The 16,594-nt window shown below is 64.7% G+C and carries 15 protein-coding genes; 5 read left to right on the forward strand and 10 right to left on the reverse strand.

Annotation, left to right across the window (positions count from 1 at the left end):
- The first annotated feature begins 96 nt into the window (after positions 1-96).
- Both QQK95_RS29370 and QQK95_RS29375 read left to right on the forward strand, forming a co-directional pair.
- On the forward strand, positions 97-297 hold the full coding sequence (locus tag QQK95_RS29370) for a hypothetical protein (protein WP_284277897.1): 201 nt from the start codon (positions 97-99) through the stop codon (positions 295-297).
- An 89-nt stretch (positions 298-386) separates the two neighbouring features.
- Positions 387-1,409 (forward strand): fatty acid desaturase, encoded by a 1,023-nt coding sequence (locus QQK95_RS29375; protein WP_284277898.1) that lies wholly within the window; start codon positions 387-389, stop codon positions 1,407-1,409.
- 44 nt (positions 1,410-1,453) lie between these two features.
- Here the strand turns inward: QQK95_RS29375 and QQK95_RS29380 are convergent, their stop codons facing one another.
- The 7 genes from QQK95_RS29380 to cysG all read right to left on the reverse strand — a co-directional run bounded on the left by QQK95_RS29380 (position 1,454) and on the right by cysG (position 8,786).
- On the reverse strand, positions 1,454-2,074 hold the full coding sequence (locus tag QQK95_RS29380) for a DJ-1/PfpI family protein (protein ID WP_284277899.1): 621 nt from the start codon (positions 2,072-2,074) through the stop codon (positions 1,454-1,456).
- 185 nt (positions 2,075-2,259) lie between these two features.
- Complete coding sequence (locus QQK95_RS29385) at positions 2,260-3,867, reverse strand: GMC family oxidoreductase (protein WP_284277900.1); 1,608 nt, start codon at positions 3,865-3,867, stop codon at positions 2,260-2,262.
- 95 nt (positions 3,868-3,962) lie between these two features.
- Positions 3,963-4,493: a DUF934 domain-containing protein gene (locus QQK95_RS29390; protein WP_284277901.1), complete on the reverse strand. Its 531-nt coding sequence runs from the start codon at positions 4,491-4,493 to the stop codon at positions 3,963-3,965.
- Between the two features lie 96 nt (positions 4,494-4,589).
- Positions 4,590-5,354, reverse strand: coding sequence for a phosphoadenylyl-sulfate reductase (locus QQK95_RS29395; protein WP_284277902.1), 765 nt, complete (start codon positions 5,352-5,354; stop codon positions 4,590-4,592).
- Complete coding sequence (locus QQK95_RS29400) at positions 5,329-6,999, reverse strand: nitrite/sulfite reductase (protein ID WP_284277903.1); 1,671 nt, start codon at positions 6,997-6,999, stop codon at positions 5,329-5,331. Before QQK95_RS29400 ends, QQK95_RS29395 begins: the two co-directional genes overlap by 26 nt.
- Positions 7,000-7,044: 45 nt before the next feature.
- A complete protein-coding gene (locus tag QQK95_RS29405) occupies positions 7,045-7,338 on the reverse strand; it encodes a DUF2849 domain-containing protein (RefSeq protein ID WP_032931682.1) in 294 nt (97 codons plus the stop codon).
- A complete protein-coding gene (gene cysG / locus QQK95_RS29410; protein WP_284277905.1) occupies positions 7,335-8,786 on the reverse strand; it encodes a siroheme synthase CysG in 1,452 nt (483 codons plus the stop codon). The genes QQK95_RS29405 and cysG overlap by 4 nt, the downstream gene beginning before the upstream one ends.
- A gap of 382 nt (positions 8,787-9,168) precedes the next feature.
- On the opposite strand from cysG, the gene QQK95_RS29415 reads away from it, so the two are divergent.
- Positions 9,169-9,618 carry a baeRF12 domain-containing protein gene (locus QQK95_RS29415; RefSeq protein ID WP_284277906.1) on the forward strand — a complete coding sequence of 150 codons (450 nt, stop codon included), beginning with the start codon at positions 9,169-9,171 and terminating at the stop codon, positions 9,616-9,618.
- A gap of 216 nt (positions 9,619-9,834) precedes the next feature.
- Positions 9,835-11,619, forward strand: coding sequence for a cation:proton antiporter domain-containing protein (locus QQK95_RS29420; RefSeq protein ID WP_284277907.1), 1,785 nt, complete (start codon positions 9,835-9,837; stop codon positions 11,617-11,619).
- On the opposite strand, the gene QQK95_RS29425 is transcribed toward QQK95_RS29420, so the two are convergent.
- Positions 11,620-12,426, reverse strand: a complete 807-nt coding sequence (locus QQK95_RS29425; RefSeq protein ID WP_284277908.1) for an AraC family transcriptional regulator — start codon at positions 12,424-12,426, stop codon at positions 11,620-11,622.
- Between the two features lie 102 nt (positions 12,427-12,528).
- On the opposite strand from QQK95_RS29425, the gene QQK95_RS29430 reads away from it, so the two are divergent.
- Positions 12,529-13,449: a zinc-binding dehydrogenase gene (locus QQK95_RS29430; RefSeq protein ID WP_284278017.1), complete on the forward strand. Its 921-nt coding sequence runs from the start codon at positions 12,529-12,531 to the stop codon at positions 13,447-13,449.
- A 25-nt stretch (positions 13,450-13,474) separates the two neighbouring features.
- On the opposite strand, the gene QQK95_RS29435 is transcribed toward QQK95_RS29430, so the two are convergent.
- Positions 13,475-14,227 (reverse strand): SDR family NAD(P)-dependent oxidoreductase, encoded by a 753-nt coding sequence (locus QQK95_RS29435; protein WP_019861229.1) that lies wholly within the window; start codon positions 14,225-14,227, stop codon positions 13,475-13,477.
- Positions 14,228-14,317: 90 nt separating this feature from the next.
- Complete coding sequence (locus QQK95_RS29440) at positions 14,318-16,588, reverse strand: transglycosylase domain-containing protein (RefSeq protein WP_284277910.1); 2,271 nt, start codon at positions 16,586-16,588, stop codon at positions 14,318-14,320.
- Positions 16,589-16,594: the final 6 nt, after the last annotated feature.

The following is a 16,594-nucleotide window of genomic DNA, read 5'->3' on the forward strand; positions in this document are numbered from 1 at the left end:
ATTTTACCATGACTGCCGGCTGGGCCTGCCACGGAAGCGTGATGTGGGAACCATTCCCTTGCCAGAGGAGTTTCGGAGCCGACACAGGATTCTGAAATGATGACCCGCAACAAGGCTGAAAATGGAGAAAGGCTCGCCGCCGAAGTCAGGCGCCAGTTCGGTGCCGAGGCGATGACGCGTTTTCTGCGTACCTTGCCGGCTTTCCGTATCGAAGCCGATACTCACGACCGCTTCAGGCAATTGCTCGACCGCCTCGACCGGACCGAGGCTGGCGACGCCAGATTGCGGCGGCAGTAGCTCTCCTCGCTCTTTACGCGACAATTACGCACAGTAATTTTGCGTGATGGCTGCCTTGCGGTAGCCACATGCCGCGCCTATGCTTCCTGATGAACATGATTTCCCCCGAAGCGGCCGCCAACAGCAAGCGCGCCTGGTTGAAGATCCTGGCGCGCTACAAGAAGCCGGACCGGCGACGCAGCGCCGTCGAACTCGCCATCACCCTCATTCCGTTCGCCACGCTCTGGGCGCTCTCCTCGGCCGCCTATGCCTATGGCCATTGGTGGGGACTGATCCTGATCCTTCCGGCCGCCGGATTCCTGGTCCGCATCTTCATGATCCAGCACGATTGCGGCCACGGCTCCTTCTTCGCCAACCGCTACGCCGACGACTGGATCGGCCGTGCGCTCGGCGTCCTGACGCTGACACCCTACGATTGCTGGCGGCGCGCCCACGCGACGCATCATGCCAGCGCCGGCAATCTCGACGAGCGCGGCATGGGTGACATCAGGACGCTGACGGTTGCCGAATACCGGCAATTGTCCTGGCGCGGGCGCCTCGCCTACCGCCTCTATCGCCATCCCCTGGTGATGTTCGGGCTGGGACCGATCTGGCTGTTCATCTTCTCACAAAGACTGCCCATCGGCATGATGCGCGGCGGCCTGACGCCGTGGGTATCATCGATGACCACCAACCTCGCCATCGCGCTTGCGGCGGCCCTGCTTATCTGGGCCGTCGGCCCCGGTGCGTTCCTGGTCGTCCATCTGCCGATCGTCATTCTCGCCGGTTCGGCCGGCATCTGGCTGTTCTACGTCCAGCACCAGTTCGAGGAGACGGAATGGGCTAAGGATGACGACTGGGAGTTCCAGCATGCCGCCTTGCACGGCTCGTCCTATTACGACCTGCCGCCAGTGCTGAACTGGTTCACCGGCAATATCGGCGTCCATCACGTCCACCACCTCTCCGCCAAGGTGCCGGGCTACCGGCTGCAGGAAGTGCTGCGCGATTATCCGGAATTGCGCGGCATTGGTCGCGTCACGCTGCTCGACAGCCTGCGCTGCGTCAAACTGGCATTGTGGGACGAGAACCGCCGCAAGCTGGTGTCATTCCGCGAGGCACGGGCGGCGATTTAGAACGACGACCGCCGCGCCGTGGCGCGGCGGCTGAAGTCCCCTGTTCAGGCCGCCTGGCGCTCTTCGCGCATAAGTATCTCGCCATGGCGGATTTCGGTGCCGAGCACCTTCAGGCACTCACGGATGAAGTTGGACAGGCCCGGCCAACCCTTGGCCGACACCAGATTGCCGTCGACATGGGCGCCGGTCGGCGCGACGTCGATGTAGATGCCGCCGGCGAGCGTCACTTCAGGCTCGCAATAGTGGAGTGCCGCCACTTCCCTGCCCCGCACCACGCCATCGACCGCGATCAGGATCTGCACGCCATGGCAGATGGTGAAGATCGGCTTGCCGGCCTCGTGGAAATGCCGCACCAGCGCCTGCACCCGCTTGTCGATGCGGATGTATTCGGGACCGCGCCCGCCCGCAGCGTAGACGGCGTCATACTTGGCCGGATCCACCTCGGAGAACGTCTTGTTGAGGATGTAGTCGTGGCCGGGCTTTTCCGTGTAGGTCTGGTGGCCTTCAAAATCGTGCAGCGAGGTCTTCAAGACATCGCCCGCCTTCTTGTCCGGGCAGACGACATGCACGGTGTGGCCGACGGCATGCATGGCCTGTTCAAAGACGAAAATCTCATACTCCTCGCTGAACTCGCCAACGAGCATCAGTATCTTCTTGCCAGCCATTCCCGGTTCCTCCCTTGTGGCCATATTTATTTCGGATCACGAAATAATGTCCCCTATCCTAAGGGCAGGAGGGTCAAAGGGAAAGCGAAAATCGCCAAATTGGTATGACCAGTTCTCCGGCCTTCTCGGCCGGAGGCGCGTCTCGACGGACGAAAGAAGCTTCTCTGGTTCGACCAGTGTCGAAGTCAGGCGACCGCCTTGATCATGTCCGCCGCCTTTTCGGCAATCATGATGGTCGGCGCGTTGGTGTTGCCGCCGATCAGTGTCGGCATCACCGAGGCGTCGACGACCCGCAAGGCTTCAAGCCCGTGGACCCGCAATTGCGGATCGACCACCGCCATCTCGTCGACGCCCATCTTGCAGGTGCCGGCCGGGTGATAGATCGTGTCTGCGCGGGCACGGATGTGGGACATCAACTCCGCGTCGCTCGAAACGCCGGCGGTGTAGATTTCCTTGTGGCGATACCTGGCCAGCGCCGGCGCCTCCAGGATGCCGCGCATCATCCTGACCCCCTTGAGCAAAAGCTCACCATCGCGTTCGTCCGAGAGAAAGCGCGGATCGATGCGCGGCGGCGCAAAGGGATCATGAGTCGACAGCCCGACCTCGCCGCGCGAATGCGGCCGCAGCACGCAGACATGGCAGGAAAAGCCGTATCCCATATGCAGCTTGCGGCCATGATCGTCCACGATCGCGATGCAGAAATGCAGTTGCAGGTCGGGCCGTTCCAGCGCTGGATCGGATTTGAGGAAGGCACCGCCTTCGGCATAGGGCGTGGCGATCATACCGCCGCCATCTTTGCGCCAGCGCAGCATGTGCCGCACCAGGCCGGGCAGGCCGCGCAGGCCGATGCCCATCATGTCGGCATCCCTGGACGTCCAGCCCATGATGAAATCGAGGTGGTCTTGCAGGTTCTTGCCAACACCGGGCAGTTCATGAATGACCGGAATGCCATGCATGGCAAGCTCGGCAGCCGGGCCAATGCCCGACAGCAACAGGAGTTGAGGCGAACCGAAGGCGCCACCGCAGACGATCACCTCGCGCCTGGCTTTCGCGACGGCTTCGCTCTTCCCCGCGCGATACCGCACGCCGGTGGCACGCTTGCCGTCGAGGACGACCGCCGTGGCATGCGCTCCGGTGATGACGGTAAGGTTCGACCTGTTCATGGCCGGTTGCAGATAGGCAGCGGCCGCCGAGCAGCGCTCGCCATTGCGGCGTTCGCCCCAGAATTGCGTCACCTGGTAAAGTCCCGCACCTTCCTGTTCGACGCCGTTGAAATCATCGTTGCGGCGGATCTGGTTTTCGCCGCAGGCCTCGACAAAGGCCCGGGAGAGCGGACGCGGCGCCTGCTGCTCGGCAACCCGCAGCGGCCCGTCATCGCCATGCAGGGCATCAGCGCCGCGTTGATTGCCTTCCGCCCGCCGGAAATAGGGCAGCACCTCGTCCCATGACCAGCCGTCACAGCCGAGGTCGGCCCATTCGTCATAGTCGCCGCGGTGCCCGCGCGTGTAGAGCATGGCATTGATGGCGCTGGATCCGCCCAGCGCCTTGCCGCGCGGCTGGTAGCCCTTGCGGCCGCCAAGACCCTGTTGCGGCACCGTCTCGAACGCCCAGTTGTTGATCTTCGGCCGGCCCGGCAACAGTGCGATGATGCCTGCCGGCGCGCGGATAAGCAGGTTGCTGCCCGCGCCGCCGGCTTCGATCAGGCAGACGGTTTTCGATGGATCTTCGGACAGCCGCGCGGCAAGCGTGCAGCCGGCGGACCCACCGCCGGCGATGACATAGTCGAAATCCATGACTTCCTCCTCGCACCCGGCGGATGTTTCCGTCCGGATGACCAAGAGAAGGCTCGATTACGGCCTATGTAAAGATGTGTGGAATTACCCCAACGTCAGCTGCGAACGCGGCGCCAGGAATATTTCGGGCCCTTGGGCTCCGGCACTGCGGTCGGCTGGTAGTAAAGCCCCAGACCGCCGGTGCGGTCCTCTTCCAGGCGCTTCAACAGCACAGGGTTGGAAATCTCGAACTCGTCGAAGCCGAGCCGCAGCATATGCGGCAACGGGTCGACCAGCACCTGGCCGGTGGCGCGAACGGCACCTGCGAAGTGGTAGCGGCTGCGCAGCAGTTCGGCCTTGGAGAAGGAGCGCCCGTCGCTGAAGGCCGGGAAGACCAGTGCCACCAGCGACAGCTGGTCGAGCAAGTCGGCTATCTTCTCGAGCTGATCACCGGGCTGCAGCACCACGCCCAGCCGCTCCTTGGCGGACCGGCGCACCTCCGGATCAAGGTCGAGGAACGCCTGCAGCGGCAGGATGAAGCGGCCATTGCCGGACAGCGCGTCGGCACTTTCGGCATGAGCCCACTCGTCCTCGCGAAAACCCTGCGGGGTCCAGAGCCGGATCTCCGGTGTCGTCGGTTCAGTCATCAAGAATTCCTAAAATCAAAAAAGCTCAGGGCGTGTCGAAGTTCACGTCCGGAGGCCGCCGTTTGTAGGCCAGCCTCGCCTGAACATCCACATAGCCTAAAGGGATGCGTCGGTCAGCGACTTCTCCAGTCCCGACAGGTGAATGCCGCACTCGGTCTTGGCGTGACCGGCCCAGCGACCACTGCGCGCATCCTCGCCCGGCTGCACCGGTTGCGTGCACGGAAAGCAACCGATCGACAGGTAGCCATAAGCGACCAGCGGATTCTCGCGCAGCGCATGCGCCCGCATGTAGTCGGCCTGGTCCGAGGTCGTCCAGTGAGCCAGCGGATTGATGCGGATGCGCGGGCCGACCGCCTCGAACACCGGCAGCGCTGCCCGCGTCGAGGCCTGGAAGCGCTTGCGGCCGGTGAACCAGGCGCGAAAGGGCGCCACACCGCGCGCCAGCGGCTCGACCTTGCGCACGTCGCAGCAGGCATCCGTGTTGCTCTGATGCAGATTGCCCGTCGGGTCGATCCGCGCGAGCGCCGCCTCCTCGGGCTTGATGACCTGGATGTTGGTCAGCCCGAAATCGGCGACGAGCGCGTCGCGGTAGCCAAGCGTCTCCTCGAAGTGCTTGCCGGTGTCGAGGAAGATGACCGGCAGCGTGCGGTCGATCTCGGCGATCATGTGCAGCAGCACAGCCGAATCCGCCCCGAAGGATGACACGGCGGCGATCTCGTCGTGGAACAGTTCGCGAGCCGAGCGCTCGATGATCTCGAGCGGCTTCAGGTGGCCATAGAGCGCATCGAGCCCCGCCGCCTTGGCGGCGACGCCGTCATCGACATCGGCGATATGGTCAAGCGGCCTTGGTTTCGCCAGCATAGAGCGCCTCCTTGAACGGCGCGGGACCGACACGGCGGTAGGCGTCGATGAATTTTTCCTGTGGGTTGAGCCGAAGGCCGAGATAGGTCTCGACGATCTGCTCGATGGCGTCGGTGATCTCTTCCGACGAGAAGCCGCGGCCGATGATCTCGCCGACCGACGTGTTCTCGTCGGCGGAACCGCCCAGCGTCACCTGATAGAGCTCGGAGCCCTTCTTCTCGACGCCGAGGATGCCGATATGGCCGACATGGTGGTGGCCGCAGGCATTGATGCAGCCGGATATCTTCAGCTTCAATTCGCCGATCTCGCGCTGCCGCTCCAGCGAGGCGAAGCGCTGCGAGATTTCCTGCGCGATCGGGATCGAGCGTGCCGTCGCCAGCGCGCAATAGTCGAGCCCGGGGCACGAGATGATGTCCGATATCAAATTGGAGTTGGCCGTCGCCAGCCCGATATCGACCAACGCGTCATAGACCGCCTTGAGGTCGGCGCGTGCCACATGCGGCAGGATCAGGTTCTGCTCATGGCTGACACGCAGCTCGTCGAAGGCGTATTTCTCGGCGATGTCGGCAACCGCTTCCATCTGGCTGTCGGAAGCATCGCCCGGCACCTCGCCGATGCCCTTGAGCGAGATCGTCACTGCCGCATAGTCGGGATGGCGGTGCGTCACCACATTCTGGTCGAGCCACTCCGAGAAGCCTTTGGAATCAAGACGCGCCAGCTTGACCGCCTGGTCGCCTTCCGGCCGATCAGCGAGCGTTGGTGGCGCGAAATAGGCTTCGATGGCGCGGATATCGGCTTCCGGCAGCTTCAGCTCGGCGTCCTTCAATTCCTGCCATTCGGCCTCGACCTGGCGGGTGATCTCCTCGACGCCGGTCTCGTGCACCAGGATCTTGATGCGCGCCTTGTACTTGTTGTCGCGGCGGCCATAGAGGTTGTAAACGCGCAGGATCGCCGTGCAGTAGGACAAAAGGTCGGCTTCCGGCAGGAAGTCGCGGATCTTCCTTGCCACCATCGGCGTGCGGCCCTGGCCGCCGCCGACATAGACGGCAAAGCCAAGCTCGCCGGCGGCGTTCTTCTTCAGATGCAGGCCGATATCGTGCGTCTGGATGGCAGCGCGGTCGCGCTCGGCGCCCGTCACGGCGATCTTGAATTTCCTGGGCAGGAACGAGAATTCCGGATGCACCGAGGACCATTGCCGCAGGATCTCCGCATAGGGACGCGGATCGGCGACCTCGTCGGCGGCGGCACCGGCAAAATGATCGGCCGTGACGTTGCGGATGCAGTTGCCGCTGGTCTGGATAGCGTGCATCTCCACGCTTGCCAGGTCGGCCAGGATCGCCGGAATGTCGGATAGCGCCGGCCAGTTGAACTGGATGTTCTGGCGCGTGGTGAAATGGCCGTAGCCCTTGTCGTATTTGCGCGCGATGTGGCCGAGCATACGCAGCTGCCTGCCGTTCAGCGTGCCGTAGGGCACCGCGATGCGCAGCATGTAGGCGTGCAGCTGCAGGTAGACGCCGTTCATCAGCCTGAGCGGCCGGAACTGGTCCTCTGATATCTCGCCGGACAGCCGGCGCTGGACCTGGTCGCTGAACTCGGCGACGCGGGCCTGGACAAAATCGTGATCGAACTCATCGTAACGGTACATGCTTCGTCTTTCAGGGCGCGTCCGCCCGTTTCACTCAAAACCTGGCTACGCCGCCCGCTCGGCCTGCTTGCCGAGATCGCCGCGGATTGTCGGGCCTGCGGCGCGGATCTTTTCACGCAAGCGCACCGGCTCGACGACACCGTCGACGACTTCCGCATCGATCAGATTGACATCGACCACTTCATTGTCGGCATAGGCCTTGGCGCCGATCGCCTCCAGGCGATCCTCGGCCGCCTTGTCATGGGCAAGATCGGCCTGGCCCACCGTCTCGGCCCAGCCGCCATCGGCATACCAGACGGCGATGCCATCCGTCAGGCGGTTGGCGGTCAGTATCTTCATGGCTGAACTCTCTCTGCGGCGGCTTTGGCCGCGCCTTCATTCCTATGTGCGGCAAGCGGCTCGGACCGTTCAAAATTAGCGCCGGCGACAGCATCGCCGATGATGGTCATGACCGGCCCGGAAAGATCGCCCCGCGCTTCCAGCGACGGCAGATCGGCCAGCGTGCCGTGGAAACGGCGCCGGTTGGCAAGGCTGGCATTCTCGACCACGGCCACCGCCGTGTCCGGCGACAGTCCGGCCTCAATCAGCCGGCCGGCGACTTCGGCCGCCACCGAGCGGCCCATATAGATGGCGACGGTGGCGCCGGAAATCGCAAGCTTGGCCCAGTCGGGCAACGAATTGCCTTTGAGATCGTGGCCGGTGGTGAAGACCATGGACGAGGAGACGCCGCGCAAGGTCAGCGGCAATTCGAAATCGGCTGCGGCGGCAAAGGCCGCGGTGACGCCTGGAACCACCTCATAGGCGATACCGGCGTCGCGCAATGCCGCCATCTCCTCGCCGGCGCGGCCGAACACCAGCGGATCGCCCGACTTCAGCCGCACCACGCGCTTGCCCTGCTGGCCAAGTTCGACCAGCAGCGCATTGATCTCGGCCTGGCTCTTGCTGTGGCAGCCCTTGCGTTTGCCGACCGGCAGGCGCTCGGCATCGCGGCGGCCCATGGCGACGACCGCCTCCGGTACCAGCGCGTCATGGACGATGACGTCGGCTTCCATCAGCAGGCGATGCGCACGCAACGTCAGCAGATCTTCGGCGCCCGGACCGGCGCCGACCAGGGCGATGTGACCCAAAGGGGGTGCGTTCGACAACAGTAGATCCACGGCGGCATCATGCGCCTGCGACAGCTGGCCGGCTTCCACGGCATAGGCGGGCGCACCCTGGAAAAAACTGTTCCAGAAGCGGCGGCGGGCATTGCCTTTCGGCAGTAATTTCTCGGCCGCCCCCCGCAGGGAAGCGGCGAGCGTCGCCAGCGAACCGAGCGATGGCGACAGCATCTGATCGATGCGGCCCCGCAGCATCTGGGCCAGCACCGGGCCGGCGCCTTCCGTTCCGATGGCGATGGCGACCGGCGCGCGGTTGACCAGCGCCGGAGTGAAGAAGTCGCAGAGCTCCGGCCGGTCGACGGCATTGACCGGAATGCCCAGTCCGCGCGCATCCGCTGCGACGCGGCGATCGAGCGCCTCATCGCCGCTGGCGGCAAACACCATCACCGCGCCCTCCAGCTGCGAGGCGTCATAGGCCGCCGTGACGTGGCTGGCGCCGGACTGAGCAATAAAGGCAAGCAGCTCCGGCTCGGCATTCTCGGCGATGATGCGCAGCACCGCGCTCGACTGTCCGATCAGCCGCGCCTTGGCCAGGGCTTCGGCGCCGGCGCCGACGATGGCCACGGTTTCGCCCTCGACCCGCACGAAGACGGGGAAGGCATTGAGCTTGGCATTGGCCTGCGGCATGGGAAGAGCAATCCGGGAACAGTATCGCAGTTTTACGCCCGGGCGCGAAAAACCAGAAGCAAAGCACTCGCGCATCCTGTGATGGCAGGCAATCGCTTTTTCGCAACCGCGAAAGGCAGGAGAAAAATATTCCACATCCGGGGTGCGAGCGGTTTCAAGACGCTGAAGCGGGCCTTGATTTCAGGTCTTTTTAGCCACCTGCCCTTTATCTAGCAAAACAGTTTTTTCTAATTTCTACCAATTCAGTAGATTAAAGTCGCCCACTCGCGCATCGCCTGTCCAGCCGTTGGCGGCACTGCCGTCGCTTCGCCGTAAGGGGGTGGAACGTTGCCGGGTTGAAACGCGTTGCGAAGCGTAACCACTCATCAAAAGGAGCGCTTTCATGGACACGATCAAACTGAGGCACGGCATCTGGGTCCTGGTGGCCGACGGGGAAAAAGCGCTCTTGCTCAAGAATGCCGGCGACAACAAGTTTCCAAATCTCGAAGTCGTGCAGGTGATGGAACAGGAGAACCCGCCCACGCGCGAACAAGGGACCGACAGCCCCGGCCGGTACAATGACGGCCCATCGGTGCATCGCAGCGCCGTCGAAGACACGGACTGGCACCGTATCGGCAAGGAGCGTTTCGCGGAAGAGATCGCGGCCCGTCTCTACAAGCTCGCCCATGGCGGTGAGTTCGACAGCATCGTGCTTGTCGCCCCACCCATGATGCTCGGCGCCATGCGCAAGAAGCTGCACAAGGAGGTCGGCGACAAGGTGACGGCTGAAATTCCAAAAACCATGACCAACCACGCCATCTCAGAGATCGAGGCCTTGCTGCAAGCAGCCTGACCTTTCGCAACGGGTCTCGTTGTCGACGTCAGTACCAACGTGGGCACAAACCGGGCCGGCGGCTGAGGCCGCCGGTCCGGTTTGTGCCGCCGCACCGTCGATTTTCGCGCCCTGCGGGTTGCATCACCGTCACGCCTTCCACCATATTGCAAAACAGGCGGCGGCTTCGGGCGGCGCACATCCGACATCCCCAGCTTGAAAGGCGCTCCATAGACAATGCCGCATGACACGCCCCTTATCGCCACCATCGTCGCCGGTCTGGGGCTGGCTTTCGTCTTCGGGGCTCTCGCCAACCGTTTCCGCATTCCGCCACTGGTCGGCTATCTCATAGCCGGCGTGCTGGTCGGGCCGAACACCCCCGGTTTCGTCGCCGATGCCGGCCTTGCCAATGAACTTGCCGAGATCGGCGTCATCCTCTTGATGTTCGGCGTCGGCCTGCATTTCTCTCTGAAGGACCTGCTGTCGGTCCGCGCCATCGCCGTTCCCGGCGCCATCGTCCAGATCGGCTTTGCCACGGCACTCGGCGCCGGACTGTCCTGGATGCTCGGCTGGTCGATGGGCGCGGGTCTGGTGTTCGGCCTGGCGCTGTCGGTCGCCTCGACCGTGGTGCTGCTGCGCGCGCTTCAGGAACGCCGGCTGATCGAGACCGAGCGCGGCCGCATCGCCGTCGGCTGGCTGATCGTCGAGGATCTGGCCATGGTGCTGGCGCTGGTGCTGCTGCCGGCCCTTGCCGGCGTGCTCGGCGGCCAGGAACAGGCGGATGTGCACGCGAGCGGCCTGCTGTCGCTGCCGGCCAGCTACGGCATCTGGGGCGTCGTCGGCATCACGCTCGCCAAGGTCGCCGCCTTCGTCGTCGTCATGCTGGTGGTCGGCCGCCGGGTCATTCCGTGGATCCTGCACTACGTCGCCCATACCGGGTCGCGCGAACTGTTCCGGCTGGCGGTGCTGGCGATCGCGCTCGGCGTCGCCTTCGGCGCGGCGAAACTGTTCGGCGTCTCGCTGGCGCTCGGTGCCTTCTTCGCCGGCATGATCATGAGCGAATCCGAGCTCAGCCACCGCGCGGCCGAAGAATCGCTGCCGCTGCGCGATGCCTTCTCGGTGCTGTTCTTCGTCTCGGTCGGCATGTTGTTCGACCCGTTCAGCCTGCTCAGCAACGGCCTGCCGATCCTGGCGACACTGGCCATCATCGTCATCGGCAAGTCGCTGGCGGCGTTCGTCATCGTCGTCGCCTTCGGCTATCCCCTGGCGACAGCCCTCATGATTTCGGCCAGCCTTGCCCAGATCGGCGAATTCTCCTTCATCCTGGCCGAACTCGGCGTCGGGCTGAAACTTCTGCCCGAACAGGGCCGCGACCTGATCCTGGCAGGCGCCATCCTGTCGATCGTGCTCAACCCGCTGATGTTCCTGGTCATCGACTGGATGAAGCCATGGCTGGAGGCCCGCGCCGCCAGGGCGGCCCCGCCGGCCGACGCCAAGCCGGTCGGTCCGGCGACCGAACCGGGCCAGGTCGCCTCGGTTGCCGCGACAGCCAAAGAGGAAGACGGCCCGCCGCCGAAGACGGCGCTCACCGGCCATGCCATCCTGATCGGCTATGGCCGTGTCGGCGGCCTTGTCGGCGCGGCGCTGAAACAAGCAGCGATGCCCTTCCTCGTCATCGAGGACGCCGACAAGACACTGGCCAAGCTGAAGGCCGATGGCGTCGAGACCGTCGCCGGCAATGCCGCCAACGCCGAAGTGTTCGCCGCCGCCAATCCCGAAGGCGCCAGCCGGCTGATCCTCGCCATCCCCAATGCGTTCGAAGCCGGCCAGATCGTGCTGCGCGCACGCGCCGCCAATCCCGGCATAAACGTCGTTGCCCGCGCCCATTCCGATGCCGAGGTCGAGCATCTCAAGGGGCTCGGCGCCGACACGGTGATCATGGGCGAACGCGAAATCGCGCGCGGCATCGTCGAAGAGGTGCTCGGTCGCAAGCCATCCGCGACCGAACCGTCCGCCGCCTGATCACGCCACGAATGCGGAACCGCCATTGCGTGCGATGCTGCTGAGATACTGTGCGGGAGGTTTGCCCAGCGCCTTCTTGAACATGGTGATGAAGGCCGTGACGGACTCATAGCCGAGGTCGCCCGAAACCTGCTGAACGCTTGCGCCCGAAGCCAGTTCCCTTATCGCAACGATCAAGTGCAATTGCTGTCGCCAGCGGCCGAAGCTCAAGCCGGTTTCCTTGACGATAAGACGAGCAAGGCTGCTCTCGCTGAGCGCGACGCGTTTTCCCCATTCGGCCAGCGTGCTGCGATCGGCAGGATCGTTCGCCAGCGCTTCCGCGATCCGCTTCAGGCGCGGCTCGGAGGATATCGGCAGATGCAGCTGCTGGACAGGCATATCGGGCAGTTCGGCCAGCAGGACGCTTCCCAGGAAGGCGCATCGCGCGTCATCGGGCGCGCATTCCGACAGTTCGATGATCAGCTCGCGCAGCAGCGGTGAGATCGAAAGCGTGCAGCACCGGTCCGGCAGCTCAGCCGCGCCCGGCTCGATATAGACGAAGAAAATCCGCGCATTGGCCGTCGCGATGTTGCTGTGCTGCATGCGGCTTGGCACCCACACGCCGCAGTGCGGCGGAACCATCCAGAGGCCGCTCGGAACGCGGCAGGTGACGCCACCGCTGAGCGCGAAGACGAGTTGCCCTTTGCGATGCCAATGATCCGACACCTCGGCCCTGGTCTCGGTGACGTCGACGCGCACTGCGATCGCCGGAGCAAGGACGTCATCGACGTCGAAATCGAGCCATGGGTAGCGGAGGGGCTGTCTCATGATTGACGGTTTTTAGCGATGAATTGCCTTTATATCCAGATTACTCGTCAGCACAACTCGGTAGGCTCGGGTCGTTCTCGCCAATTGGCAAAGGTGTACCCCATGCTCGCCCTCACCATCTCTTCCGACAACGCAGCCAGATTGAAACTCGCCGAGGTGGGCGAGCCACAGCCTTGCGCGAACGAGGCTCTGGTCGCCGTCCGCGCAACCTCGTTGAACCGCGGCGAACTGCGCCTGCTCACCATACGCCCGGACGGCTGGATACCCGGCCAGGACATCGTCGGGATTGTCGAACGGGTGGCAGCCGATGGCTCCGGACCGGCCGTGGGCACCCGCGTTGCCGCTTTGGTCGACGAGGCCGGCTGGGCCGAACGTGTCGCCGTTCCGACCGACCGTCTCGCCGTCCTGCCCGATGAGGTCAACTTTGTTTCCGCGGCCACGCTACCCGTGGCGGGCACGACGGCGCTGAGGACGTTGCGCCATGGCGGTGATCTGGCCGGCCAACGGGTGCTGATCACTGGCGCGAGCGGCGCGGTCGGCCGTTTCCAGATCCAGATCGCCCGCGAACAAGGCGCCTCGGTGACGGCCATCGCCGCCGCCCGGCACGCCGGGGATCTCAGCGATCTCGGAGCCGGACAGGTTGTCGAGGCGATCGAGCTGGCCGAGGGACCATTTTCGCTGATCACCGAGTCGGTCGGCGGCGAAAGCCTTGCCCGCGCGATCGAACGTGTCGCGCCCGGCGGGACCATCGTCATCTTCGGTTCAAGCAGTGGCGAGCTCACGCCGATTGGCTTCCGCCAGTTCGTTCCGGGACATGAAGGAGCAAGGCTTCAGACCTTCGCTTACTACACCTCGGGCTCCGGCATTGGCGCCGACATTGCCGAGTTGCTCGCCCTGGTCGCGGCTGGCCGGCTGGAAACCCGCGTCGCCTTGACCGTGCCGTGGACGGATATCGCCCAGGCTCTGGACGCCCTGCGGCAGCGCAGCTTCAGCGGCAAGGCTGTTCTCACCATGGCCGGATGAGCAACCCCAGCCGAAGTCGGCCTGCTCACACGTGCTGGCCGCCATTGATGTGGATTTCCGAACCGGTCACATAGGAGGCCTGCTGCGAGCACAGGAAGAAGATGATGTCGGCGACCTCAGCCGTGGTGCCGAGGCGCCGCAGCGGGATCGTCTCGACGATCTTTTCCGTGCCCGGCGACAGGATCGCCGTGTCGATCTCGCCCGGCGCGATGGCGTTGACGCGAATGCCGTGCGGGCCGAAATCATGCGCCATCTCGCGCGTCAGCGAGCCGAGAGCCGCCTTCGACGTCGCATAGGCGGTGCCCGCGAAGGGATGCACGCGGGTGCCGGCGATCGAGGTGACGTTGACGATCGAGCCCTTGGCCGTCGCCAGTTCCTTGAACAGGCCGCGCGCCAGCATGATCGGCGCGAAGAAATTGACCTGGAACACGTCGCGCCAGACATGCATCGGCGTGTCGATCGAGTTCATGCGGCTGTTGCCGTCCTTGAGCTTGGGCGAAATGCCGGCATTGTTGACCAGCGCGTTGAGCTGGCCGCCATGCGCTTCCAGACGATGGCGGATTTCCGAGACGGCGATGCCGACATCTTCCTGGTCGGCAAGGTCGACCTTGATGTGGTCTTCCGGGCCGGCCGGCCACGGGCAATCCTCGGCGAAGGCCTGGCGCGAACAGGTGATGACGCGCCAACCCTCACGCGAAAAGCGCTTGACCGTGGCATGGCCGATGCCACGGCTGGCGCCGGTCAGCACGATGGTTTTTCTGGTGTCGAGTTCGGCCATGTCGCGGTCTCCGGCCGGAGGTGTAGCCGAACACCGTGGCGCTGGCGAGAGGCGGATTGACGCCGCTGCGAACCGCCGGGGCGACCGCCTTCAGCCGCCGCCCAGAATATCCAGGATCGAGGTCTGTTTTTTCTTCTTCAGCGGACCGCCAACATTGCCCGGCGGCACCGGATGGCCGACCGAAGCAGTGGTGCCGTCATCGGCCGGCATGTTGAAGCCATCGGCATCGACGGTCTGGGCAGGCCGCGCCACCCGGGCCGGGGCCGGCGCCTGGGTTGCCTGTGCGGCCGGCGCCTGCTGGCCAACGGAGGCTGACGGGACCGGCGCTGGCTGGTTGTTGTCGGCCGAGGGTATATCGTCGGGCACGATCGTATCGGCCGGCGTCGACTTCCAGGTGCCGGGCAGCGGCCGCACCGGTACGCCTTCGTGGGCGGCGACCATGAATTCGTGCCACGCCTGCGCCGGCAGCGCGCCGCCGGTGACCTTCTTCATCGCCGTGCCGTCATCATTGCCGAACCAAACGCCGGTGGTGAGATTGGCGGTGTAGCCGACGAACCAGGCATCGCGCGAATTCTGGCTGGTGCCGGTCTTGCCGGCCGACGGCCAGGCGAAGGCCGCCTTCTTGGCCGTCCCGACCTCGACGGTGCCGGTCATCATCGAATTCATCATGCCGACGATCTCGGGTTTCACCACACGCGGCGCGCTGCCGCCGCCGCTGTCGTAGAGCACCTTGCCCTCGGCGGTCGTGATGCGGCGGATGAAGTGGATGTCGGGCTTGTAGCCGCCATTGGCGAACGGCACATAGGCGGACGTCAGCTCCAGTGGGGTCACTTCCGAGGTGCCGAGCGCGATCGAGGTGTTGGCCTGCAGTTCGGACTGGATGCCCATGCGGTGCGCGGCTTCCACCACCGCGTTCGGCCCGACCTCCATGGTCAGCTGCGCGGCGACCGAGTTCAGCGACTTGGCCAGCGCCGTCGCCAGCGTGACCTTGCCAAAATACTTGCCGCCGTAATTGTCCGGCGTCCAGTTGCCGATCCTGATCGGCGCATCGTTGCGCGTGCTGTCAGGCGTGCGGCCGGCTTCCAGCGCCGCCATATAGACGAACGGCTTGAACGCCGAGCCGGGCTGCCGGCGCGCTTCCGAGGCGCGGTCGAACTGGCTAGTCGAATAATCATAGCCGCCGACCATGGCGCGCACCGCGCCGGAATCGTCGATCGACACCAGCGCACCCTGGGTGACGTTGAGCTTCTTGCCGCTTTCATCGATCAGCCGGCGGATCGACTGCTCGGCGAGCTTCTGCAGGTTCAGGTCGACGGTGGAGTCGATGACGATGTCGCCGCGCACGTCGCCGATCAGGTCCGGCAGTTCTTCCATGATGGTGTCGGCGACATAGTTTTCCGAGCCGGTCCAATAGGACGGCGCGCGCGTCGCCGGCGCGCTGAGCGCCGTCTTCAGCTCCTTGTCGCTGATCTTGCCCTCTTCGCGCATGGCGGCGAGCACGAGCTGCGAACGTTCCTCCGCGGCCTTGGGATCACGCGCCGGCGACAGCCGCGACGGCGCTTTCAGCAAGCCCGCAAGCAGCGCTGCTTCCGAGAGCGTGACGTCACGCGCGCTCTTGCCGAAATAACGCCGTGAAGCCGCCTCGACACCAAAGGCGCCGGAGCCGAAATAGACCCGGTTGAGGTACATTTCGAGGATCTGGTCCTTGGTGTGCTTGTGCTCCAGCCATAGCGCCAGCAGCACCTCCTGCACCTTGCGCTCCAGCGTGCGGTCGGGCTTCAGGAACAGATTCTTGGCCAATTGCTGCGTCAGCGTCGACCCGCCTTGCGAGAAATGCCCGCCGAGCAGGTTGGTCACCATGGCGCGCGACAGGCCGATCGGGTCGACGCCAAAATGCGAATAGAAACGGCGGTCCTCAATGGCGATGACGGCTTCGGGGATGTAAGGCGACATTTCGTGCAGTCCGACGGCTTCGCCGCCGCTCATGCCCCTGTTTGCCAGCAACTGGCCATCGGCCGAGACGATCTTGATGTTGGGGGCGCGGTCGGGGATCGACCAGGTGGTGGCCGCCGGCATCTTGGCGCCGTAATAGACGACGACGCCCGCCACCGCGATGCCGCCCCAGATGGCGAGCACGAAGCACCAGTAGAACAGGCGGCCGAGCACGCCGAACAGGCCGCTCCGGCTCCTGCCGCGCCCACCGCGCGACGATTTCGCCTTGGACGATTTGCGTTTGGCGGAGGCTTTGCGGTTGCTCGGCACGACGCGGTCCTCCTCGCTCACCGAAAGACCCGGCTGGGATCGCGCCTGTGGCGGTCCCTCGAAACTGGGCTCGATGCGGCTGTCTCTGCGGTTCGCCATGCGCTG

Origin of the sequence: Mesorhizobium huakuii (assembly GCF_030160235.1) — a bacterium.
Taxonomy (GTDB): Bacteria; Pseudomonadota; Alphaproteobacteria; order Rhizobiales; family Rhizobiaceae; genus Mesorhizobium; species Mesorhizobium huakuii.

Coding starts and splice junctions, on each gene's coding strand:
- QQK95_RS29420 (WP_284277907.1), top strand. CDS start 9,835: ATGCCGCATGACACGCCCCTTATCGCCACCATCGTCGCCGGTCTGGGG.
- QQK95_RS29400 (WP_284277903.1), bottom strand. CDS start 6,999: ATGTACCGTTACGATGAGTTCGATCACGATTTTGTCCAGGCCCGCGTC.
- QQK95_RS29390 (WP_284277901.1), bottom strand. CDS start 4,493: ATGACTGAACCGACGACACCGGAGATCCGGCTCTGGACCCCGCAGGGT.
- QQK95_RS29395 (WP_284277902.1), bottom strand. CDS start 5,354: ATGCTGGCGAAACCAAGGCCGCTTGACCATATCGCCGATGTCGATGAC.
- QQK95_RS29405 (WP_032931682.1), bottom strand. CDS start 7,338: ATGAAGATACTGACCGCCAACCGCCTGACGGATGGCATCGCCGTCTGG.
- QQK95_RS29380 (WP_284277899.1), bottom strand. CDS start 2,074: ATGGCTGGCAAGAAGATACTGATGCTCGTTGGCGAGTTCAGCGAGGAG.
- QQK95_RS29370 (WP_284277897.1), top strand. CDS start 97: ATGATGACCCGCAACAAGGCTGAAAATGGAGAAAGGCTCGCCGCCGAA.
- QQK95_RS29425 (WP_284277908.1), bottom strand. CDS start 12,426: ATGAGACAGCCCCTCCGCTACCCATGGCTCGATTTCGACGTCGATGAC.
- QQK95_RS29430 (WP_284278017.1), top strand. CDS start 12,529: ATGCTCGCCCTCACCATCTCTTCCGACAACGCAGCCAGATTGAAACTC.
- cysG (WP_284277905.1), bottom strand. CDS start 8,786: ATGCCGCAGGCCAATGCCAAGCTCAATGCCTTCCCCGTCTTCGTGCGG.
- QQK95_RS29375 (WP_284277898.1), top strand. CDS start 387: ATGAACATGATTTCCCCCGAAGCGGCCGCCAACAGCAAGCGCGCCTGG.
- QQK95_RS29440 (WP_284277910.1), bottom strand. CDS start 16,588: ATGGCGAACCGCAGAGACAGCCGCATCGAGCCCAGTTTCGAGGGACCG.
- QQK95_RS29415 (WP_284277906.1), top strand. CDS start 9,169: ATGGACACGATCAAACTGAGGCACGGCATCTGGGTCCTGGTGGCCGAC.
- QQK95_RS29435 (WP_019861229.1), bottom strand. CDS start 14,227: ATGGCCGAACTCGACACCAGAAAAACCATCGTGCTGACCGGCGCCAGC.
- QQK95_RS29385 (WP_284277900.1), bottom strand. CDS start 3,867: ATGGATTTCGACTATGTCATCGCCGGCGGTGGGTCCGCCGGCTGCACG.